Below are 20,774 nucleotides of genomic sequence, written 5' to 3'. Positions count from 1 at the left end.
TTGTTACTCAGTGACATAATGTCAAATCATGAAATCCACCAAACTCCCCGGCACGGCTAAACGCGACGAGAACGCCTTGTTGTTGCGCGAAGGCCGCAAGATCGTCGAGGCGCTCGGCCAGACGTTCGCGCCGCTCGTCGAGGTTGTGCTGCACGATCTGACCGACCCCGACCACGCGATTGTCGCCATCGCCAACAATTTGTCAGGCCGTCAGCCGGGCGACGCGGTGACCGAGATGGGGCTGGCGCGTATCGCCGACCCCGCGTTTCCGGAAGTCATCGCCAATTACGCGAACCGTTTCCCGGACGGTCGGCCGGCCAAAAGCACCTCCATCGGGCTGAAAAACAGCAGCGGCGATTACGTCGCAGCCATCTGCCTGAACATGGACATCTCGATGCTCGCTGCCGCCGCCGCTAGCGTGCAGCAACTGGTGAGCATTCAGACGACCTCGCCCGCCCCCGTGCGAGAAACGCTTGCCACGCGCCGACTCGACGATATCGGCCCGCTCATCACCGACTTTGCCGCGCAGCGCAACACCACCCCGCAAGGCCTCACGCTGACGCAGCGCCGCGAAGCCATCCAGATGATCGAAGCCCGCGGGCTGCTCGACCTGCGTCACGCCCACGCGGAAGTCGCACGCGCGCTGGGCGTGGCCCGCTCCACCGTGTACACCTACCTCTCCGACCCGAAAGGCACATCATGACTGCTCCCCATTTGGCGATCACGTACGGCGATGTCGCGGCCGCGCACGATCGGATTCGTGAAGCCGCTCACCGCACGCCTGTGCTGACGTCGCGCACCGCCGATGCATTGACCGGCGCGCAACTGTTCTTCAAAGCAGAGAACTTCCAGCGCATGGGCGCGTTCAAGTTCCGTGGCGCCTACAACGCGATTTCGCAGTTCACGGCCGAGCAAAAGCGCGGCGGCGTGCTGGCCTTCTCGTCGGGCAACCACGCGCAGGCCATTGCCCTTGCCGCACGCGAGCTCAGTGTTGCCGCCGTCATTCTGATGCCGCAAGACGCGCCGCAAATGAAGATCGACGCCACGCGCGGCTATGGCGCGGAAGTGGTGCTCTTCGACCGCTACAAGGAAGACCGCGAAGCGCTGGCCACTCGCCTTGCCACCGAGCGCGGCATGACGCTGATTCCGCCGTACGACCATCCGCACGTCATGGCGGGTCAAGGCACGGCGGCCAAAGAATTGATCGAAGACGCCGGTGAACTGGACATTCTCGTCGTCTGTCTCGGTGGCGGCGGGCTCTTGTCGGGCTGCGCTGTCGCGGCACGTGCACTGAACCCGAACATCGCCATCTACGGCGTGGAGCCAGAAGCTGGCAACGACGGGCAGCAGAGCTTTCGCAGCGGCAGCATCGTGCACATCGATACGCCGTGCACGATTGCCGATGGCGCGCAGACGCAGCACCTTGGCAACTTCACGTTCCCGGTTATCCGCTCGCTCGTCGACGACATCTTGACCGTGACCGACGACGAACTCGTGCAGACGATGAAATTCTTCGCAAGCCGTATGAAGATCGTGGTCGAGCCGACCGGCTGTCTGGCCGCTGCTGCCGTGCTGCAAGGCAAACTCGACGTGAAAGGCAAACGCGTCGGCGTCATCTTGTCCGGCGGCAACGTCGATCTGGCCCGTTTCGCAAAACTGACCCTGGGGGAAGCCGTATGAGCGCTCAAGAACGCGGTATCGAAGAAGTGAACGTCCCGACGCTGCAACCGCCGCGTGGCCACTACTCGCACGGTGTTTGCGCCAACGGCTTCGTGTTCGTCTCGGGGCAATTGCCGATCACGCCGGAAGGCGAGCGCCTCGTCGGCGCGCCGTTCGCCGTGCAAGCCAAACAAGCCCTGAATAACGTTGCCGCCATTCTGACGGCATGCGGCACGCGTATCGAACGGCTGGTGCAAGTGCGTGTGTACATCACAAATGTCGACGACTGGGGCCCCTTCAACGAGGTGTACACAGAATGGGCTGGTAACGCGAAGCCTGCGCGCGCCGTCGTGCCGGTACCGGCACTCAGTCATGGTGTGGCCGTTGAAATCGAAGCAACGGCGTTGGCGGGGTAACCCGTCCGCCAACAACGGGTGTGTCGATGTTGGCATCGATACACCCGTGCCGGGAATCCGCAGTGAACTGTTCCGCATTCAAGTCGCGCTCATTGCGGAAGTCACTGAATGTTGCATCTAATGCAGGCCCGTGAGTCCGCCGCGCAGTTACACTGCCAGTGACTTTCACGGATTCTCAAAGTACATGACGACACCCGGCGTTCCGCCTACCTCCGCTTCAAATCCCACTCCGAACACCCCTGCACGCGACGCGATGGACCCGGCGTTGCAACAACAGCGCGTCGACGACGAACCGCTGCGGCTGGTCACGAGCTTCAACGATGTCTTCGTCGTGGTGGCCTCGTGGTTGCTCTCGTTCGGTACGATCTGGCTCACCGCTTCGCTGCCGTCGTGGTTGCAGTTGCTGATCTCGGCAGCCATCACGTGGGGGCTTTCGGAAATATTCGTGCGTCAGCGCCGCATGGCATTGCCCGCGCTCTGTTTCAGTTTCAGCTTCATTAGCACGGTGGCGATGATCGGCTTCGGCAATGCATCGTTTTTGATGAACGGCGCCGACGGCGTACGGCAGTCGATGAACTGGTTCACGCTCATCGGCACGGCGCTCTTCACCATCGCGGGTGCGGCGCTGTATTGGTGGCGCTTCCGGGTGCCGGTGGTAATCGCACTCGGTGTCGGTGGCGTTGTGCTCACCGCATGGGCGCACATCGTGGTGCTCAACGAGAATTTCCTGGACTGGATTCTGCTGGCGAACATGATCGCAGGGCTGGCGATTTTCGTGTGGGCGCTTCGGTGGGATGCGCAAGATCCGCAGCGCGTCACGATCCGCTCGGATGTCGCTTTCTGGCTCCATTTGCTCGCAGCGTGCATGGTCACGCATCCGATCTTCTGGACGCTGATGCCTGAGCACCCCGTCGCGGCGATCGCCGTGTTTCTGGTGCTGACGGTGGTGTCGCTCGTGATCGACCGGCGCGCGCTCATGCTCTCGTCGCTGCTCTACGTCATCAGCGCGATCATGAAAGTGCTGGTGACGTCGTCCGCTGCGCAAGGGCTGCCAGTGGTGGCTGTCGTGGTGGGTGCCGCGCTGTTGCTGCTGTCGGTGTTCTGGCAGCCGTCACGCGCGCTGGCGCTGCGCTTGTTGCCTGCGGCTTGGCGCGCGCGTCTGCCGCGCTGACCTTCAAGATCGTCTCAGCATGCCGCGCCCGTTCGTTCGGCGCGGCAGCCTCTTCTCATCCCCTCTCGCCTCACTGAATCGTGACGCGCTCCAGCACCTTCATAAAGTGATCGAGCGACGGCGTCTCCATACCGGCGATCTTTGCGCGGTCGTCCCAGCGGCGCAGGCGCATGGCCGCCTCGGCGTGCTCACGCGCGAGAAACGTTTTCGCTTCCTCGTCGTTGAACACCCCGCCCTGCAACGCAAGACTGCGCACAGAATCGGCGGAAAGCTGGCTGAAGTATTCAGGGTCGACCGCGCACAAGCAGCGCTTGGCATCGACGTGTAACCGGATCGGTTCGAGAACGGCATCGCCGAACAGCGGCCGCAAAAAAGGCAAAGCGTAATACTGATGCAGATCGTCGATGCCGCGCTCGGTGGGCGTCTCGCCCTGAAGATTGAGCAAATGGCCGAGATCATGGAGAAAGCTGGCGGCGACGAGCGCCTCGTCGGCGCCCTCGCTCTGCGCTAACGCGCCGCTTTGCAGCGCGTGCTCCAACTGGGTGACAGGCTCGCCGCTGTACGCCAGCGAACCAAATTTATCGAACAGGGTGCGGATGTCCGGCAGGCTCAGGGCCATCGTGTGAACTCTCGTTGTCGTCGCGCGAATCCGATGAGGCGGCCGCCGTCGCGACGTCGGCCAGCGCCGCCAGTTTCGACACCTTCGTTTCCTTCGGCGCCTTGGTTTCTTTCACTTCCTTCGGCTTGTCGCGCATGCGGCTCTTGCGCAGCGCACCCGCATCATCGAGCACCGCATACGCCGTCGAGCAGAACAGCGAGTTCAGGCGCTTCATGTCGCTAATGATGTCCAGATGCAACGAACTCGTCTCGATACTCTGCACCGACTGGCCCGCCAGTCGATTCAAGTGCGTGTACGAATACGCCCGCTCCAGATCGCGAAAGCTCTCCTTCTCGGCCATCAACCGCTGCGCGCTCTTGAGGTCGCCGTTCAAAAACACCGACAAGCCAAGCTGCAAGTTGGTCACCAGTCGCGCATGCATGTCGCAAATCTCTTGGAGGCCCGCCTCGGAGAACGACAGCTTGTGTGAAATTTTCTTTTCTTCGACTTCGGTCACCATGCGCTCGATGATGTCGCCCGCATGTTCCATATTGATCGTGAGCGAAATGATGTCCGTCCAACGGCGGCTGTCAGGCTCGCTCAAGTTCTCGCGAGACACGCGCGTGAGATACATCTTCACCGCCGTGTACAGATGATCGACGTCGTCGTCCATACGCCGAGTTTCGCGCGCACGCGCCACATCGTTGCTGCGAATGACTTCGAGCAGCCCGTTGAGCATCTGCTCCACGATGTCGCCCATGCGCAACGTTTCGCGTGTCGCGTTCGCCAACGCCACCGATGGCATCGACAACGCACTTTCATCCAAATGGCGAGGCCGCGCGCTGGTATCGGCTTCCGGCTTCTCAGCCAACAGACGCACACACAGGCGCGCCATCGGCTCGGTGAAGGCGAGGAAAACCAAGCAGCGAATCAGGTTGTAGATGACGTGGAAATTCACCACCGCTTGCGCAGGCTGGTCCGAGAGCCAACTCACCATCAGCGGCGCGTAGTCGACGAACGGCAGCACGATCAGGCAGCCGATCAGCTTGAAGATGAGACTGCCGAACACCACCCGTCGCCCGGCCGCATTCTGCCCAGCAGACGTCAGCATGGCGAGCATGCCGCTGCCCAGATTCGCGCCAATCACGAGACACAGCGCCACCTTGAGCGAAATCACGCCCGACGAGGCCAGCGTGGCGGTGAGCAACACCGCCGCCAGGCTCGAATACGAGATCATCGCGAAGAGCGCGCCGATCAGCGTATCGAGCATCACGTCGCCGGTGAGCGAGCCGAACAGCACTTTGACGCCCGCGGCCTGTGTCATCGGCGTGGTCGCCCCGACGATCAATTGCAAGGCCAGAATGATCAGGCCAAGACCGATCGACACGCGGCCCAGTTGTCCGGCGCGCGTTTGCTTACGCGAGAGGAAAAAGATGACGCCGAAGAAAATCAGCAGCGGCGAGAGCCAGTGCAGGTCGAACGTCAGGATCCGCGCCATGATGGCCGTACCGACATCGGCACCCAACATGATGGCGAGCGCCGGTGCCAGCGCGATCAACCCCTGCGCGCCGAACGACGACACGATGAGCGCGGTCGCGTTGCTACTCTGCACCAGACCGGTCACGAGCACACCGGCCGCGAAGGCCAGAAAGCGGTTCGAAATGCTGTGAGAAAGAATGCGCCGCAAATCGGCGCCGTAGACGCGCAGGACCCCGGTACGCACGATATGCGTACCCCAGATCAGCATCGCTACGCCGGAGAGAAGGTTGAGCAGTGTCAGCATGCCAGTGTTCCGTGATCTTGTTGTCGACGGGACCGGCAGCGCCGTGCGCCGCCGACATGACGCGCCCACTGGTTTGCCATACCGGCATCCCGCGTCAGATCAGAACTGGCGTCGGGATGCGTATGAAGTTCACGCGTCATGCGTATCCCCAATCGGTACACCGTACACCAAAATGACGAGCGCAACAATCGTGTCATGAATTTGTCACAATTTTTGCGCCGACTCTGCTAAGCCTTGTTGCGTAAGGGGGACAGCCCGGCGACCAGGCGTCAAAAACGCGTCGCCGCCTGCCTTGCCGACGTCCCCCGGGACTCACATTAGATGCCCCACGGCAGCGTGAAGGTTTTGGTGTTGGTGAAGCTCTTCATCGCCTCTTGCACCCCTTCTTTGTAGCCAAGGCCCGAATCTTTGATGCCGCCAAACGGCGTCAGCTCGATGCGATAGCCCGGCACTTCCCACACGTTGACCGTGCCCACCTGCAAGTCGTTGGTAAAGCGCGTGACGTAATCGAGCCGGTTGGTACACACCCCCGACGACAGGCCGAACGCCGTGCCGTTGGAGATCGCAATCGCCTCGTCGATGCTGCCGAACGTGATGATCGGCGACACCGGCCCGAAGGTTTCTTCACGCACCACGGTCATCTTCGGGTCGACCCGGTCGATCACCGTCGGCGAGTAAAGCGCACCTTCGCGCTTGTTGCCCACCAGCAGACGCGCGCCTTGCGCGACGGCTTCGTTCACGCGGGCCTCGAACAGGCGAGCCGCCTCTTCATCGATGACGGTGCCCATGTCGTTGTTGCCATCGCTCGGATCGCCGTACTTCCACGCGCGCGTCTTCTCCACCACCATTTCCGTGAACTGCGCCGCAATATCGCGATGCACCAGCATGCGCTTGACGGCCGTGCAGCGCTGGCCCGAGTTCTTGTACGAGCCTTGCACCGCGAGATCGGACGCACGATCGAGATCGGCGTCTTCCATCACGATCAGCGGATCGTTGCCGCCCAACTCCAGCACGATGCGGCGATAACCGGCCTTCGACGCAATGTACTTACCGATCGACACGCCACCCGTGAAGGTAATCATGTCGATGTTCTCGTTGGTGAGCATCTCGTCGGCGATCTCCATCGGATCGCCCGTAATCACTTGCAGCATCTCCGGAGGCAGACCGGCCTCGTAGAGCGTGTCGGCAAGATAATAGGCCGAGAGCGGCACCTTCTCCGACGGCTTGAGCACCATGCGGTTGTTGGTGGCGACCGACGGCGCGACTTTGTGCGCGACCTGATTCATCGGGTGATTAAACGGCGTAATGGCCGAAATCGCACCGAGCAGCGGCTCGCGCTGCGTCACCACACGGCGCTTCTTGCCGTGCGGCGTCAAATCGCACGAGAACGCCTGCCCGTCGTCTTTGAGCGCTTCGGTCGCAGCAAAGCCCAGCACGTCGGCCACGCGGCCAATCTCGTACACCGCATCCTTCTTGCACAGGCCCGACTCCATCGTGATGATGGCGGCAGCCTCGGCGGTGCGCTCACGCAACAGGGCCGCGGCCTTGTCGAGAATATTGGCCCGCTCGAAGCGGGTGAGCGTCGAGCGGTATTGCTTGGCAATCGAGAACGCGCGGCGCACGTCGTCGAGCGAGGCCTTGGGTACGGTGCCAACCAGATCGCCCGTGTACGGGTTGAAGACTTCGATGATCCGTTCGCGGGTGACTTTCTCTCCGCCGATACGCAGGGCTTCGGCGCGAAACTCGGGATGCAGCTTGTGCGGCGCGTTCATGGGGTTCTCCAGTTTGGCTTAAACGTGGTTCAGCGCGACATCGAGAATGTCGAAGTTGCGCAGGCGCGCCTTGCCCGGAATGCCTTCGGTCTTGCGGTTGAACAGCAGCGGCACGGTCTGCTCCGAGATACCGCCATGCGAGCGCAGCGGCACGGTCAGGCCCGTGAGGTCGTGACGGCTGGCGCTGGTGCCGAGCACCACCGACTGATCGCTCACCACCACCAGATCGCCCACGCGATCGGGCGGCAGTTCGAAGCGCGCACAAGCTTCGGCATTGGTCAGCACCACTTCGATGCCCGGCATGGCGGCGATGCGCGCACGGATGGCATCGCGGTCGATATCGCGCGGCAGATAAATCGTGGCGAACGAGCCAAGCGCGCCGTGATGCACCACATACGGATCGGTAATCGGCAGAATCACGCGCGCACCGCCCGCTTCCACCCCCTTGCCAAGCCAGTCGTCGAGCAGATCTTGCAAATAGATGACGTTGGGCTGGCCGGTCTTCGGATCGTGCTTGGCGTTCATGCCGTGGTCGGCAGTCAGGCCGATCACAGCGCCCAGTTCGTCCATGCGGCGCAGGTACTTGTCCATCATCGCGTAGAAGGCATTTGCGCCTTCCGTGCCCGGGGCCCACTTGTGCTGCACGTAGTCGGTGGTCGACAGATACATCAGGTCGACGTGACGCGTCTCAAGCAAGCGCACGCCCGCGGCAAACACGAACTCGGAGAGCGCTGCGCTGTAGACGTCCGGCACGGGCATGTCCACGAGGCCCAACACGTCTTCGATGCCGTTCTCGGCGAGCGTGACCTGATCGGCCTTCTCCGACGAGAAGCAGATGCCCGCCATGCGGTGACCGAGCAACTTGCGCAGCTTGTCTTTAGCCGTGACGACAGCGACCTTGGCACCGGCGTCTGCGGCGGCGGCCAACACCGTCCCGGCGCGCAGATAAGCGGGGTCGTTCATCATGACTTCCGCGCCCTTGCCGCCATCGGCCGCCGGGTCGTAGAAATAGTTACCGCAGATGCCATGCACGGCCGGGGGGGCACCGGTCACGATGGAGAGATTGTTCGGATTGGTGAACGACGGCACCACGCAGTCGCCCTGAAACACCGCGCCTTCGGCGAGCAGGTGCTTGATATACGGCGCAACGCCGGCCTTGGCCGCCGCTTCGAGATACTCGAACTGGCAACCGTCGACACACACGATGACGGTGGGCTGTTGCGGCAGCCGGTACTGGCGGCCATTTACTTGGATCTGCACGGGCTGGGTCACGTCGGTCTCCTCAAGAGCAATTCGTTCGAACACGTCAATTCTTCAATTAGCCGGCCTTCGCCTGCGTCGGCGCCGCCCCCGGGGCGCGTGCCAACGCTTCGCGAATGCGCGCCTGGCCTCGCGACAAATGCTCGCGAATGACCTGCGCAGCCCGCGCCGGATCGCGCGACGCGATGGCGCTCACGATGTCGCGGTGCTCACGCTCGGACTTCGGGGGGGCCGACGTATCGGCGGTCAGCGCTTCGTGGCGGAACAGGCTCAACTCCTTCACCAGCCGGCGATAGGTTTCGAGCAGCTTGCGGTTGCCGACCATCTCGACGAGCGCGTCGTGAAACGCCAGGTTCAACTGGTAATACGCCTCGCTGTCGCCGGTTTCCACCGCCTGATGCATCGCTTCAACCGACTCACGCAGGCGCGTGAGTTGCTCCGACGTGATGACCTCCGCCAGCGTGCGCCCCACGTATTCGTCGAGTACGCCGCGCAGCGTGTAAATCTCTTCGGCTTCTTCGAGCGAGATCACCCGCACGAACACGCCGCGATTCTTTTCGGTGCGCAACAGCCCCGCTTCTTCCAGCGCACGAAACGCTTCGCGTACCGGGCCGCGCGACACACCAAGACGCCCCGCCACTTCAATCTCGTTGAGCTTGGTGCCCGGCGTGAGCGTGCCGGCCATGATCTGGCGTTCGATCTCGTGCTGCACGAGGGTGGTGAGCGACTGGCTTTGCAGCAACTCGATGGCCGTGGGCGAAGTGGGCTTAGGGGTCATACCGGTCTTCCTTATCTCTGAACTCTGATGCGAACATTCAGCTAACCGCGTGATGCGTTTTGTGGCATTACGTGATTATTTTTGTTGCTTGACATTCAAGCACAGCAGTTTGTAGATTGTCAACAAAACACATCCGACATCGCAGGCGAATTTTGCAACACTGTCGGGGTGAGTCGGTGCAGGCAGCGACAAAACCCTATCTGAATCAATGATTTCCATACTATTGGAGGTATTTGACGAGCAGATGACAAACGCAAAGGGTTTCAAGAAAAAGACATAATTTGCCAATAATATGCAACACACCGCCTCAGAGAAGGCGTTTTTGCCCGACCCACAGGAGCCATCCATGAACCAACCGATGCGCCGCGCCCTGCGTGCCGCTGCCGCCCTCGCCGCCGGACTTGTCTGTGCTGCACAGGCCGGTCATGCCCTCGCCAAGACCACGTTGACTGTCTACACGGCGTGGGAGGTCGAAGTGATGCGGCCGTACGCCGAGGCTTTTCAGAAAGCGAACCCCGATATCGAGATCAAGTACGTGCGCGACTCCACCGGCGTGGTCACCGCCAAGGTGCTCGCCGAAAAGGCCAATCCGCAGGCCGACGTGATTGCCGGGCTCGCTGCATCGAGCCTGGAATTGATCAAGCAGGAAGGTTTGCTCACGCCGTATTCGCCCAAGGGCTTCGACCAGCTCACGCGTGCCTATAGCGACAAGGCCACGCCGCCGTCGTGGATCGGGCTCGACGTGTGGGGCGCCACGGTGTGCTTCAACACGGTAGAAGCGGCCAAGCGCAATTTGCCGAAGCCCACGTCGTGGGAAGACCTCGCCAAGCCGATCTACAAAGGGATGATCGTGATGCCGAACCCGGCCACCTCGGGCACCGGCTTTCTCGACGTGACCGCATGGCTCCAGATGTTCGGTAAAGACGGCGGCTGGAAGTACATGGACGCGCTCGACAAGAACATCGTCAAGTACACGCACTCGGGCTCGAAGCCGTGCCGCGATGCGGGCGCGGGCGAGTACCCGATCGGCATCTCGTTCGAATTCAACGCGCACCGCACCAAGGCCGCTGGCGCACCGATCGATCTGGTGTTCCCGAAGGAAGGGCTCGGCTACGACATCGAGGCGGCCGGCATCGTGAAGACCACCAAGAAGCTCGATGCGGCGAAGCGCTACATGGATTGGCTCGCCACCAAGGAAGCCAACGAGATGTATGCGAAGGACTGGGCCATCGTGGCGTATCCGGGCGTGGCGAAGAAGTTCGACACGATTCCGGCCAATTACCAAGACATGCTCGTGAAGAACGATTTCACGGAAATCGCGAAGAGCCGCGAGTCGGTACTTGCCGAATGGCAGAAGCGTTACGGCGCCAAGTCGGAGAAGAAGTAACGTGAGTGGCGCTGGGCAGGGTTCGCACGAATGCCCAGCGCCGCTTGATATCTCCGTTTAATCGCACCGGACACAACGCCCATCGCAGGAGGTCCCCCGAATGAGCGACGACACGTATCTGAGCCTCGCCGGCATCCACAAACGGTTCGACAACACCGTGGTGCTGGGCGACATTCATCTCACCGTCCGGCGCGGCGAGATGCTCTGCTTTCTCGGCCCGTCGGGCTGCGGCAAGACCACCCTGCTGCGTATCATCGCCGGGCTCGAAGCGCAGACCCACGGCAGAATTTCGCAAAACGGCCGCGACATCTCCACCCTGCCGCCCATGCAGCGCGACTACGGCATCGTCTTCCAGTCGTATGCCCTGTTCCCGAACCTGAGCGTGGCGCAGAACGTCGCCTACGGCCTGACGAATCGCCGCGTGCCACGCGCCGAGCGCGATCAACGCGTCGCCGAATTGCTCGAGATGGTCGGCCTGCCCGACGCAGGCCGCAAGTTCCCCGGGCAACTCTCGGGCGGACAGCAGCAGCGCATCGCCATTGCGCGCGCACTCGCCACGTCCCCCGGTTTGCTGCTGCTCGACGAACCGCTTTCCGCCCTCGATGCGCGCGTGCGCGTGCGGTTGCGCAGCGAAATTCGCGCGCTGCAACAGCGTCTGGGCATCACCACGATTCTGGTCACTCACGATCAGGAAGAAGCGCTGTCGATGGCCGATCGCATCGTGGTGATGAACCACGGCATGATCGAGCAAGTAGGCACGCCCGGCGAGATTTATCAGCACCCGGCCACGCCATTCGTCGCGGACTTCGTCGGCAAGACCAACATCTTGCCCGCGCGTCTGGGCGACGCCGGGCGCGTGCAAGTCGGCCAATACGAACTCACTTGCGGCACGCTCAACGGCTGTCGCACCGGTGAAGACATTCGCGTGTTCTTCCGCCCGGAAGACGTACGCGTGCGCGATCTCGACGAGCTCGACGACGAGGCCAACCTCTTCGACGGCGCCGTGGAGAAAATCGAATTCCTCGGCGCGTTCTCTCGTGTAACGCTGCGCATGCCCGCGTGCGACCACCCGCTCTACGCCGACCTCTCGCCTGCCGACATGCAGGCCCTGCAACCGGCCACCGGCGGCGCGTTGCGCTTTGCCGTGCCGCGCGCCGCCGTGCGCGTCTTCCGTCAAGGGTGAAGCCGCGATGAGCTCCGTACCGTCGACATTGACCGCCGCCTCGTCAGCGCAAGCCACCGCGCCGCTCTCTCATCACGCCGCCCATGTGCCTCAAGCGGGGCCAGCCGGTAGCGCGCCACCGTCGACGCTGCGGCCTGCACGGCTGGCGTCGCACTGGACGGATCGTCTGGCCCAAGCGCTGCTGCTGGTGGCCGCGGCAGCGGGCGTGCTGTTTCTGCTCGCGCCGATGGCCGCCATTCTCATCAAGAGCGTGCAGGACAACGACGGTCACTTCGTCGGCTTGCGGCACTTTCGCGAGTACTTTCATTCCCCTGCCCTGTTCGGTTCGATCTGGAACAGCGTGTGGATTTCGATCGTGACGACGGGCATCACGGTGCCGCTCGCCTTCATCTTTGCCTACGCCCTCACGCGTAGCTGCATTCGCGGCAAGACGTTGCTGCGCAATATCGCGCTCATCCCGATTCTCGGACCCACGCTGCTGCCAGCCATCTCGTTCATTTTCTGGTTTGGCAATCAAGGCGTGCTGCGCCCGTTCATGGGCGATATCGATATCTACGGGCCGCTGGGCATCGTGATGTCTCTGGTGAATGCCACGTTCCCGCATGCGCTGATGATCATGATCACGGCGCTCTCGCTCACCGACGCACGGCTTTACGAAGCGGCCGATGCACTCGGCACGCCGATGTTGCGGCGCTTCTTCACGATCACACTGCCGGGCGCGAAGTATGGCGTGATCAGCGCGGCGATGATCGTCTTCACCTATGCGATTTCCGACTTCGGTATTCCGAAAGTGATCGGTGGCGACTTCAACGTGCTGGCCACCGACATTTACAAACTCGTCATCGGACAGCAGGACTTCTCGAAGGGTGCCGTCGTCGGCCTCGTGCTGCTCGTGCCCGTGGGCATCACCTATCTGGTCGACGCCGTGGTGCAGCGCAAGCAACAAGCGCTGCTCTCGGCACGCGCCGTGCCTTACGTGCCCAAACCCTCGCGCGGCTTCGACTGGGCGATGGCGGTGCTTTGCTGGGGGATGGCCGCCATCATGCTCGCCATTCTCGGCATGGCGGTCTACGCCTCGTTCGTGAAATTCTGGCCGTACAACTTCAGCCTCTCGCTGGGTCACTACCAGTTCGGGCTGGTGGAGAGCGGCGCGGTCGATGCCTATATCAACAGCGTGCAAATGGCGTTCTGGTGCGCGGTATGGGGCACGGCAGTGATCTTCGTCATTGCATATCTGCTGGAGAAAACGCGTGGCCTCGCCTGGCTGCGCGGCTTCATCCGCATGATGGCGGTGCTGCCGATGGGTGTGCCCGGTCTCGTGCTCGGGCTTGGCTACATTTTCTTCTTCGTGCCCGAAGGGAATCCGCTGCACAGTCTGTATGGGTCGCTGGCGATTCTGGTGATCGTCAACGTGGTGCATTACTACTCGTCGAGCCATCTCACCGCAGTGACCGCGCTCAAGCAGATCGACCCGGAATTCGAGTACGTGTCGGCCTCGCTCAAAGTGCCGTTCTACCGCACGTTCTGGCGCGTGTCGGCACCGATCTGTTTGCCGTCGATCATCGATATCAGTCGCTATCTCTTCGTCAATGCGATGACCACGGTGTCCGCCGTGGTCTTCCTGTACTCGGCCGATACGTCGCTCGCCTCGGTGGCCATCGTGAACATGGACGAGACGGGCTCGATCGGTCCCGCCGCCGCCATGGCCACCCTCGTCGTGCTCACGTCGATGCTCGTGTGCCTGCTGTATCACGGCATTCAGCTCGTGGTGGAGCGCTACACGCAAGCGTGGCGGCGGCCCGCCGCGCTCGCGCGCAAAGGTCATTGATGGTCGGTATGTGCATTCGCTGCGCTTCGCTGCTTTTCGCTTATCTCGCTTGATTTCGTTTGATTCCCCCGCTCAATAGGAGGCGGTCATGATTCTCGGTCAGGAACCGATTCTGCTCACCCCCGGCCCGCTCACCACGTCGCCGGCGACCCGACAAGCCATGCTGCGCGACTGGGGCTCGTGGGACACCCAGTTCAACCAGATCACGGCGTCGCTGTGCCGCGACCTCGTCGATATCGTGCACGGCGGCGACGACTACGCGTGCGTGCCGCTGCAAGGCTCGGGCACGTTTTCCGTGGAAGCGGCCATCGGCACACTCACGCCGCGCAATGCCCGCATTCTGGTGCCCGATAACGGCGCGTATTGCCAGCGCATTCTGAAAATCTGCCGTTATCTCGGCCGCGATGCCATCGCGCTTCCCGTTCCCGAAGATCAGGCCGCAAGCGCCGTCGCGATCGACGAAGCGCTCACGCGCGATCCGTCGATTACGCACGTCGCGCAGGTGCATCTGGAGACAGGGGCGGGCGTGCTCAATCCGCTCGCGGAGATTGCCCGCGTGTGCCAGAAGCACGGCAAGGGGTTGATCGTCGATGCGATGAGTTCGTTCGGTGCCGTGGAAATCGACGCGCGCACGATGCCGTTCGATGCGTTGATCGCGGCAAGCGGCAAATGCCTCGAAGGCGTGCCGGGCATGGGCTTCGTGATCGTGAAGAAGTCGGTGCTCGACGCGTCGGCGGGCAATAGTCACTCGCTGGCGATGGATCTGCACGATCAGTACACGTATATGCAGAAGACGACGCAGTGGCGCTTCACGCCGCCCACGCACGTGGTGGCGGCATTGCGTGCGGCAGTCGATCAGTTCCTCGCAGAGGGCGGGCAACCGGTGCGTGGCGAGCGTTATCGCCGCAACTGCCGCGCCCTCGTCGACGGCATGGCGTCGCTCGGCTTCCGGCCGTTCCTCTCGCCGGAGGTGCAGGCCCCGGTGATCGTCACGTTCCACGCGCCTGCCGACGGCAAGTACGACTTCAAAGCGTTTTATGCCGCCGTGCGCGAGCGAGGCTACATCCTGTACCCCGGAAAGCTCACGCAACTGGAGACGTTCCGCGTGGGCTGCATCGGCGCCATCGACGACAACGAAATGCGCAACGTCGTCACCGCGATTGCCCAAACGCTGACGTCGCTCGGCATCCGGCAAGTCGCGCCGCTCACGAAGGCGGCATAACCTCGCAACACTGGTGAGCGCCGTCGCACTTCGCGCGGCGCTCGCCTCGTCTCGTATCCTCCGGTAAGCTTCCGCCTATCACACGCGTGCGCGTGGCCCTCGCGGAGGCTGTCCCCCATGCCGTCATCGAAAGCTGCCGACATCCATTTCAAACGCGTCTACGACGCCCCGTCCGCCGACGATGGACAGCGCGTGCTGGCCGACCGCCTGTGGCCGCGCGGTCTGGCCAAAGCGAAAGCGCAGGTCGACTTCTGGGCAAAAGACGTCACGCCGAGTACCGATCTGCGCAAGTGGTTTCATGAACATCCGGAGCAGTTCGACGAGTTTCGAACGCGGTTTCTGAAAGAACTGAAGACGCTCGACGCCGATCACAACGAGATGCTCGCCGCCTTGCGCACCCGGTTGACCGAAGGCCGCGTCACGCTGCTGACCGCAGCGCACAAACTCGAAGACGGCGACAAACAAACACACCTGGACGTGCTGCGCGACTTTCTCGAATCGCGATGAAGCGCCATGACGCCGTATCGCGCTTCAACACGGCATTCCGCCCTTCAAAACGGCAGCATTCGGCGAGCATCGCCTGAAAACCCGCATGATCTCGGGCATCCGGCGAAAGCGGCGCGAGGGGCGGCAAATTTTGCTATAACGTTTGGCAGCGCGCTGCGCCAGACCTTCGACATTCGCGCGCCCGTCTCACCCCATTCGCTTATCCGGCTGCCGCTACGGCCGCCCGCCGCCTCATGCTAGTTCCACTGATTGTTGCCTGCGCGCTGTTCATGGAGAACATGGATTCCACCGTGTTGTCCACCTCGTTGCCGCTGATCGCCAAGGATCTCGGCGAGAGCCCGATCACGCTCAAGCTCGCACTCACGACCTATCTCATCAGCCTCGCCGTCTTCATCCCGATCAGCGGCTGGATCGCCGACCGCTTCGGCACGCGCAACGTGTTCCGCTTCGCCATCGGTGTGTTTGTGCTCGGTTCGATCTGCTGCGGCATTTCGACGAACCTGCCGGAACTGGTGATCGCACGCTTCGTGCAAGGCATGGGCGGCGCCATGATGGTGCCGGTCGGACGGCTCGCCTTGCTCAAGTCGGTGGAAAAGCGCGAGATGGTGCGCGCGCTCAACTATCTGACGATTCCCGCACTCGTCGGCCCGGTGCTCGGCCCGCCGCTCGGTGGCTTCATCACGACGTATTGGCACTGGCGTTGGATTTTCTTCATCAATATCCCCATCGGCATTCTCGGCTTCGTGCTCGCCACGAAGTACATCCCCGATCTGTTTGAAGACGATGTGCCGCCGCTCGATGTCAAGGGCTTCATCCTCTCCGGGCTCGGGCTGTCGATTCTGATGCTCGGACTCTCGACCATTGGCAGGCATCTGATTCCGACGCCGCTTGCCCTCGGGCTCGTCGCGATCGGCGCGGTATTGCTGTGGTGGTATCTGCGGCATGCGCGCGGGCTTGCGCATCCGCTGCTGCGGCTCGATCTCTTCCGCATCCCAACGTTTCGCGCCGGGGTAGCAGGCGGCACGTTGTTCCGCATTGGCGTGGGCGCAACGCCGTTTCTGCTGCCGCTGATGCTGCAACTCGGCTTCGGTATGACGCCGATGGAATCGGGTGCGCTCACCTTCATCTCGGCGGCGGGCGCCATGTTCATGAAGACGCTCTCGCTGCGCATTCTGCAACGCTGGGGCTTTCGCCGCGTGCTGATGACCAACGCACTGATTGCGTCGGCCACCATCGGCGGGTACGGACTCTTCACGGACCAGACGCCGCACCTGGTCATTCTCGGCACGCTGCTGTTCGGCGGCTGCTTCCGTTCGCTGCAATTCACGAGCCTGAACGCCATCTCGTATGCCGACGTGCCCGCACATCGCATGAGTCAGGCGACGAGTCTGGCCAGCGTGGCACAGCAGGTGTCGCTCACGCTCGGCATCACCATCGGTGCGGCCGTGCTGCAAACGTCGTCGTATTTGCACGGGCGCGATCACGTCACTGCGGTCGACTTCCCGTGGGCATTCCTGACCGTCTGCCTGATCGCCGTGAGTTCGACGATCTCGATTGCCCGCCTCGCCCGCGACGCAGGTGCCGAACTGGCACAACGCAGCTGACGGAGTAAAACTGATAGGTCGGCACGCGATCCAGAAGCGAAGTGCCGGTTGCGTTCGCAGAATGTCGATTCCATTCAGCGCTCGTCTGCACTATCGGCGCCGGGGGGCGCCGGTGAGTTAGCGCGAGCCATTTCCTCTTCTGGATCGAATCATGTTCCCATCGAACAAGCTCACGCCCACCGGCACGAAAACGAACACGTCGCACTCACCAGAAACAAACGAGCCACGAGAAGGCATACATCACGAAATTCGCCGCTGCTTGGTCCGTGCCGACAACTTGCAGCAAGTGTCTCAGGCGCTTCACCCAACGATGCTCTTCGCGCAACGCGAACACCTCGGCGCCGCACGGCAACGGCGCTTGGGAAACGTCCAGCCAGCCCTGAACCTGCCCACAGAAAATCGTCACGCCTCTTTTGCCAGCGACATACGTGGAACTACCGCTGCGCGTGTAGCGCCCGACCAACATTCCACCCCACTGGCAAAAGCACGATCGCTTGTATTCGGTGCGCTCCGGGCTCAGCGCATTCCCGCCAACGGCAATTGGGTTTTCGAAACCCGGTCGTGTCTGCATGCGAGTGCCTTTATCGCCAATGCTTACAACGGCGAGCTTCCCCGTTTGTTTGACGCGCTGACCGCCCTGAGGGAGCGTCTTGGCACGAATCTTGGCAAGTCTATTCAGATCAACGACACCATGATGGTCATCGGCGACACGCGGACACTGGCGCAAGCCGACCATCGCCGTGCCATCGACGCCGCACAACGATTGGTTGACACGCATGGCATCGCCATTGACGCCTTGTCACCGGGTGAAACGATCGAGACAGTGGTCGATAAGCGTGTCCAGGCCATCACCAACGGTGCGGTATCCCATGTCGAGCTTCCGGCCCCAACGCCGGGCAAGCCAATGTTGCTCAATTGCTTCCTTTTCGAGGCCCCTTGGTTAGAAGCCTTTCCGAAAGAAGGTACGCAGCGGGCCTTCTTCCAACTTCAGGACGGTCGGAGAAAGGTCGTGGACATGATGCGCGATTCCGATGGCGCGTATAACGTCGGACTGTCAGTCGCGGGGTTCGATGTCGTCATCGAGAAGCCGCTCGGGAATGACTCACGAGCAGATCGCCTGCGGATGATCTATGCCCTTCCGTCGCGCTCCGCCGCCTCGAGTCACGAGGCATTTCATGCGTTACTGGAGCGGCTCCGCGCACCTGACACGCCCTCCAAGACGCTGGGTCTCAAGACACGGAACGCCGACTTCCGAGTACCGCGCTTCGACCTCACGGTGAAAACCGACGTGACTCCCGGTGTTCATCTTGCGCAGACCGACCTCGCGGCCTCCCATAGCCCGGCCAATATCCAAATGCAGCAAGTCATCTGCGTGGGGCACAGCGAAAAGGGATTTCGCGCAGCAGGGACTCAGCGCACGGTGTTCATGGACGGTGCCGGGGAAAAAATACGAATCACGCTGGGTCGACCTTTCTACATGTTGCTAACCACAAAGGGCGGACTGCCGCTGCTCGCGATGCACATCGCGGACCCGTCGCCTGCCCAGAATGACGCCGTCAGCGAGTCGCCCGCGCGCTAACGCACCAGTTGCGCGCGTCAAAAAGCAAAACGCCCGGAGGGACTTCTTCCGGGCGTTTTTTTCATCGCATGCGCTTCGCCAATTAGCGGAAGATCACCGTCTTGTGGCCGTTGAGCAGAATGCGGTGCTCGGCGTGATAGCGCACTGCGCGAGCGAGCGCCACGCACTCCACATCGCGCCCGATGGCCGTGAGTTGTTCCGGGTCCATCGTGTGATCCACGCGTTCGACTTCCTGCTCGATGATCGGGCCTTCGTCCAGATCGGACGTCACGTAATGCGCCGTCGCCCCGATCAGCTTCACGCCGCGATCGAACGCCTGATAGTACGGCTTCGCGCCCTTGAAGCTCGGCAGGAACGAGTGGTGAATGTTGATCGCGCGCCCGGCCAATTTCTTGCACAGGTCGGACGACAGCACTTGCATGTAACGCGCCAACACCACCAGATCGATGTTGTTGTCGTTGACCAACTCGAACACCTTCGCTTCCTGCGCCGCCTTCGATTCCGACGTGGAATTCATGAGCGGCAGGTGATGGAACGGGATGTTGTAGCTGGCGGCGAGCTGATAGAAATCTTTGTGGTTCGAGACGATCACCGGAATCTCGATGTTGAGCTGACCGGTCTTGTAGCGGAACAGCAGATCGTTCAAGCAGTGACCGATCTTCGAGACCATGAGCATGACGCGCGGCTTGATCGCGGCATCCACCAACTCCCACTGCATTTCATATTGCGTGGCCAGCGGCGCGAAGTCGCGCTGCAACGTGGCGAGATCGCTCTCGCCCGGCAGTTGCTGGAAGTGCACGCGCATGAAGAAGCCGCCCGTGAAGCGATCGTTGAACTGGGCCGAGTCGAGAATGTTGCCGCCGCGCTCGACCAGGAAACCGGCCACCGCGTGGACGATGCCGGGACGGTCCGGGCAGGACAACTTCAGAATGTAGCTATTTTCGATCGGTGCCATGATTGCTCCTGGGCAAATGCTTGCAATGACGTTGCAGTGTGGAAATTCTGTTTGGGGCACCGGGTGCGGCAGGCATGCCGAGTACTGCGCATGCATCGCACCACCGGGGCACCGTGATTATTCGTCGGCCGGTTTGAACAGCGCGTCGATGCCGGCGCAGTCTTTCGCGCGAACCGCGCCTTCTCGCAGCAGAAAATCGAGGCTCGCGAGACTCGCGTCGACGGTCATCTTGCCGCGCGCGATCACGTCGCGCACATCTCCGGCAGAACACAGCCAATGGGCGCTCGCCTCGCCGTCCTGATTCTCGGGCACGAAGCCTCGGGGCAACGCCAGGTCGTAGACGAAAATCTGCTCCGACTGCACGCCCTCCGGAATCTCCGCGAGGATATGCAGCGTGCGCCCCGGCCGGGCTTCGCCCACCAGATACGCCGGAATCCCCGCCTCTTCCCAGCACTCTTTGACGAGCGTGTCGCCCACGCCGATACCGTTGCCGATACCGCCCGCGGCCGCATTGTCCAGACAGCCGGGATCGGTCGCCTTGTGCACGCTGCGGCGAGCGATCCACATCTTCGGGGCTTCGCCCACAAAACGCGCCGGGACATACCCGTTCACATGCACGGCAAACGTACGCGTGCCGAAGAAGCGCGATGCCGCACGCTCGATCCACGCCAGCGGTGCATCGTAGAGCCGCTGACGGATCGCATAGCGTTCGTTGCGCCAGCCGGTGATGAGGCCCTCGGCAGCCAGCGTCTCGATGACCGGTGCGAGCGCCGCCGTGCGGGCTTCACACGTGTCGTGACGCGGATGAATACGCACCGCGAGCGAGCTGATTTCGAAAACCTCGGGCCAGCGGCACAGCGCCTCGGCGTCGCGGCGGCGAATCCAGCCATAACGCTGCGAACCGATCACGAGCGGCAGGTGTGCCGTGTCGTCGAAGCGGCGCGCTGCCGCAATACAAGCAAAAGACATACGGGAAGACCGGACGCACCCTCACCGGACAGGTGCGAAAACGAGGCAAAAGCGGCATTTTACAGAAGCGGCGGGGAATCCGCCCGAGTCTGAAGCGATTCGG

At 62.2% G+C, this 20,774-nt stretch carries 18 protein-coding genes; 11 read left to right on the top strand and 7 right to left on the bottom strand.

The genetic code is table 11. The features are described 5' to 3' along the window. Positions 1-28: 28 nt before the first annotated feature. From PPN31114_RS13495 to PPN31114_RS13480, 4 genes are all read left to right on the top strand, one after another. Complete coding sequence (locus PPN31114_RS13495) at positions 29-703, top strand: helix-turn-helix transcriptional regulator (RefSeq protein WP_150679980.1); 675 nt, start codon at positions 29-31, stop codon at positions 701-703. Beyond that, the gene (locus PPN31114_RS13490; protein WP_150679979.1) at positions 700-1,680 is read left to right on the top strand and encodes a threo-3-hydroxy-L-aspartate ammonia-lyase; all 981 of its coding nucleotides are present in this window, start codon (positions 700-702) and stop codon (positions 1,678-1,680) included. The genes PPN31114_RS13495 and PPN31114_RS13490 overlap by 4 nt, the downstream gene beginning before the upstream one ends. Next, positions 1,677-2,075, top strand: coding sequence for a RidA family protein (locus PPN31114_RS13485; protein WP_150679978.1), 399 nt, complete (start codon positions 1,677-1,679; stop codon positions 2,073-2,075). Before PPN31114_RS13490 ends, PPN31114_RS13485 begins: the two co-directional genes overlap by 4 nt. A gap of 253 nt (positions 2,076-2,328) precedes the next feature. Beyond that, positions 2,329-3,246: a hypothetical protein gene (locus PPN31114_RS13480; RefSeq protein ID WP_150679977.1), complete on the top strand. Its 918-nt coding sequence runs from the start codon at positions 2,329-2,331 to the stop codon at positions 3,244-3,246. A gap of 70 nt (positions 3,247-3,316) precedes the next feature. Here PPN31114_RS13480 and PPN31114_RS13475 read toward each other — a convergent pair whose 3' ends face one another. The 5 genes from PPN31114_RS13475 to PPN31114_RS13455 form a co-directional block, all read right to left on the bottom strand. Continuing rightward, positions 3,317-3,865, bottom strand: coding sequence for a phosphonate degradation HD-domain oxygenase (locus PPN31114_RS13475; RefSeq protein ID WP_150679976.1), 549 nt, complete (start codon positions 3,863-3,865; stop codon positions 3,317-3,319). Next, positions 3,825-5,627 carry a Na/Pi cotransporter family protein gene (locus PPN31114_RS13470; protein WP_150679975.1) on the bottom strand — a complete coding sequence of 601 codons (1,803 nt, stop codon included), beginning with the start codon at positions 5,625-5,627 and terminating at the stop codon, positions 3,825-3,827. The genes PPN31114_RS13475 and PPN31114_RS13470 overlap by 41 nt, the downstream gene beginning before the upstream one ends. Positions 5,628-5,944: 317 nt before the next feature. Further along, complete coding sequence (phnY, locus tag PPN31114_RS13465; protein ID WP_150679974.1) at positions 5,945-7,399, bottom strand: phosphonoacetaldehyde dehydrogenase; 1,455 nt, start codon at positions 7,397-7,399, stop codon at positions 5,945-5,947. Positions 7,400-7,417: 18 nt separating this feature from the next. Continuing rightward, positions 7,418-8,671: a phosphonoacetate hydrolase gene (gene phnA, locus PPN31114_RS13460; RefSeq protein WP_150679973.1), complete on the bottom strand. Its 1,254-nt coding sequence runs from the start codon at positions 8,669-8,671 to the stop codon at positions 7,418-7,420. Between the two features lie 46 nt (positions 8,672-8,717). Then, positions 8,718-9,437: a phosphonate utilization associated transcriptional regulator gene (locus PPN31114_RS13455; RefSeq protein WP_150679972.1), complete on the bottom strand. Its 720-nt coding sequence runs from the start codon at positions 9,435-9,437 to the stop codon at positions 8,718-8,720. A gap of 358 nt (positions 9,438-9,795) precedes the next feature. Here PPN31114_RS13455 and PPN31114_RS13450 point away from each other — a divergent pair, with 358 nt between their 5' ends. From PPN31114_RS13450 to PPN31114_RS13420, 7 genes are all read left to right on the top strand, one after another. Next, positions 9,796-10,824, top strand: a complete 1,029-nt coding sequence (locus PPN31114_RS13450) for a putative 2-aminoethylphosphonate ABC transporter substrate-binding protein (RefSeq protein ID WP_370865884.1) — start codon at positions 9,796-9,798, stop codon at positions 10,822-10,824. A gap of 100 nt (positions 10,825-10,924) precedes the next feature. After that, complete coding sequence (locus PPN31114_RS13445; protein WP_150679970.1) at positions 10,925-12,007, top strand: putative 2-aminoethylphosphonate ABC transporter ATP-binding protein; 1,083 nt, start codon at positions 10,925-10,927, stop codon at positions 12,005-12,007. Between the two features lie 7 nt (positions 12,008-12,014). Further along, the gene (locus tag PPN31114_RS13440; protein WP_150679969.1) at positions 12,015-13,835 is read left to right on the top strand and encodes a putative 2-aminoethylphosphonate ABC transporter permease subunit; all 1,821 of its coding nucleotides are present in this window, start codon (positions 12,015-12,017) and stop codon (positions 13,833-13,835) included. A gap of 88 nt (positions 13,836-13,923) precedes the next feature. Then, complete coding sequence (locus PPN31114_RS13435; protein WP_150679968.1) at positions 13,924-15,057, top strand: 2-aminoethylphosphonate--pyruvate transaminase; 1,134 nt, start codon at positions 13,924-13,926, stop codon at positions 15,055-15,057. 117 nt (positions 15,058-15,174) lie between these two features. Further along, on the top strand, positions 15,175-15,564 hold the full coding sequence (locus PPN31114_RS13430; protein WP_150679967.1) for a DUF488 domain-containing protein: 390 nt from the start codon (positions 15,175-15,177) through the stop codon (positions 15,562-15,564). Between the two features lie 233 nt (positions 15,565-15,797). After that, positions 15,798-17,168: an MFS transporter gene (locus PPN31114_RS13425; RefSeq protein WP_150679966.1), complete on the top strand. Its 1,371-nt coding sequence runs from the start codon at positions 15,798-15,800 to the stop codon at positions 17,166-17,168. A gap of 151 nt (positions 17,169-17,319) precedes the next feature. Then, positions 17,320-18,747, top strand: a complete 1,428-nt coding sequence (locus tag PPN31114_RS13420) for a serpin family protein (RefSeq protein ID WP_150679965.1) — start codon at positions 17,320-17,322, stop codon at positions 18,745-18,747. Between the two features lie 82 nt (positions 18,748-18,829). Here PPN31114_RS13420 and purU read toward each other — a convergent pair whose 3' ends face one another. Both purU and PPN31114_RS13410 read right to left on the bottom strand, forming a co-directional pair. After that, positions 18,830-19,702, bottom strand: coding sequence for a formyltetrahydrofolate deformylase (purU, locus tag PPN31114_RS13415; protein ID WP_150679964.1), 873 nt, complete (start codon positions 19,700-19,702; stop codon positions 18,830-18,832). A 117-nt stretch (positions 19,703-19,819) separates the two neighbouring features. Further along, on the bottom strand, positions 19,820-20,671 hold the full coding sequence (locus PPN31114_RS13410; RefSeq protein WP_150679963.1) for an NUDIX hydrolase: 852 nt from the start codon (positions 20,669-20,671) through the stop codon (positions 19,820-19,822). Between the last annotated feature and the right edge of the window lie 103 nt (positions 20,672-20,774).

It is taken from the genome of Pandoraea pneumonica (assembly GCF_902459645.1).
GTDB classification, from domain to species: domain Bacteria; phylum Pseudomonadota; class Gammaproteobacteria; order Burkholderiales; family Burkholderiaceae; genus Pandoraea; species Pandoraea pneumonica.
This window is presented reverse-complemented; position numbering and strand designations above follow the sequence as displayed.

Coding starts and splice junctions, on each gene's coding strand:
- PPN31114_RS13495 (WP_150679980.1), top strand. CDS start 29: ATGAAATCCACCAAACTCCCCGGCACGGCTAAACGCGACGAGAACGCC.
- PPN31114_RS13490 (WP_150679979.1), top strand. CDS start 700: ATGACTGCTCCCCATTTGGCGATCACGTACGGCGATGTCGCGGCCGCG.
- PPN31114_RS13485 (WP_150679978.1), top strand. CDS start 1,677: ATGAGCGCTCAAGAACGCGGTATCGAAGAAGTGAACGTCCCGACGCTG.
- PPN31114_RS13480 (WP_150679977.1), top strand. CDS start 2,329: ATGGACCCGGCGTTGCAACAACAGCGCGTCGACGACGAACCGCTGCGG.
- PPN31114_RS13475 (WP_150679976.1), bottom strand. CDS start 3,865: ATGGCCCTGAGCCTGCCGGACATCCGCACCCTGTTCGATAAATTTGGT.
- PPN31114_RS13470 (WP_150679975.1), bottom strand. CDS start 5,627: ATGCTGACACTGCTCAACCTTCTCTCCGGCGTAGCGATGCTGATCTGG.
- phnY (WP_150679974.1), bottom strand. CDS start 7,399: ATGAACGCGCCGCACAAGCTGCATCCCGAGTTTCGCGCCGAAGCCCTG.
- PPN31114_RS13455 (WP_150679972.1), bottom strand. CDS start 9,437: ATGACCCCTAAGCCCACTTCGCCCACGGCCATCGAGTTGCTGCAAAGC.
- PPN31114_RS13450 (WP_370865884.1), top strand. CDS start 9,796: ATGCGCCGCGCCCTGCGTGCCGCTGCCGCCCTCGCCGCCGGACTTGTC.
- PPN31114_RS13445 (WP_150679970.1), top strand. CDS start 10,925: ATGAGCGACGACACGTATCTGAGCCTCGCCGGCATCCACAAACGGTTC.
- PPN31114_RS13440 (WP_150679969.1), top strand. CDS start 12,015: ATGAGCTCCGTACCGTCGACATTGACCGCCGCCTCGTCAGCGCAAGCC.
- PPN31114_RS13435 (WP_150679968.1), top strand. CDS start 13,924: ATGATTCTCGGTCAGGAACCGATTCTGCTCACCCCCGGCCCGCTCACC.
- PPN31114_RS13430 (WP_150679967.1), top strand. CDS start 15,175: ATGCCGTCATCGAAAGCTGCCGACATCCATTTCAAACGCGTCTACGAC.
- PPN31114_RS13425 (WP_150679966.1), top strand. CDS start 15,798: ATGCTAGTTCCACTGATTGTTGCCTGCGCGCTGTTCATGGAGAACATG.
- PPN31114_RS13420 (WP_150679965.1), top strand. CDS start 17,320: ATGTTCCCATCGAACAAGCTCACGCCCACCGGCACGAAAACGAACACG.
- purU (WP_150679964.1), bottom strand. CDS start 19,702: ATGGCACCGATCGAAAATAGCTACATTCTGAAGTTGTCCTGCCCGGAC.
- PPN31114_RS13410 (WP_150679963.1), bottom strand. CDS start 20,671: ATGTCTTTTGCTTGTATTGCGGCAGCGCGCCGCTTCGACGACACGGCA.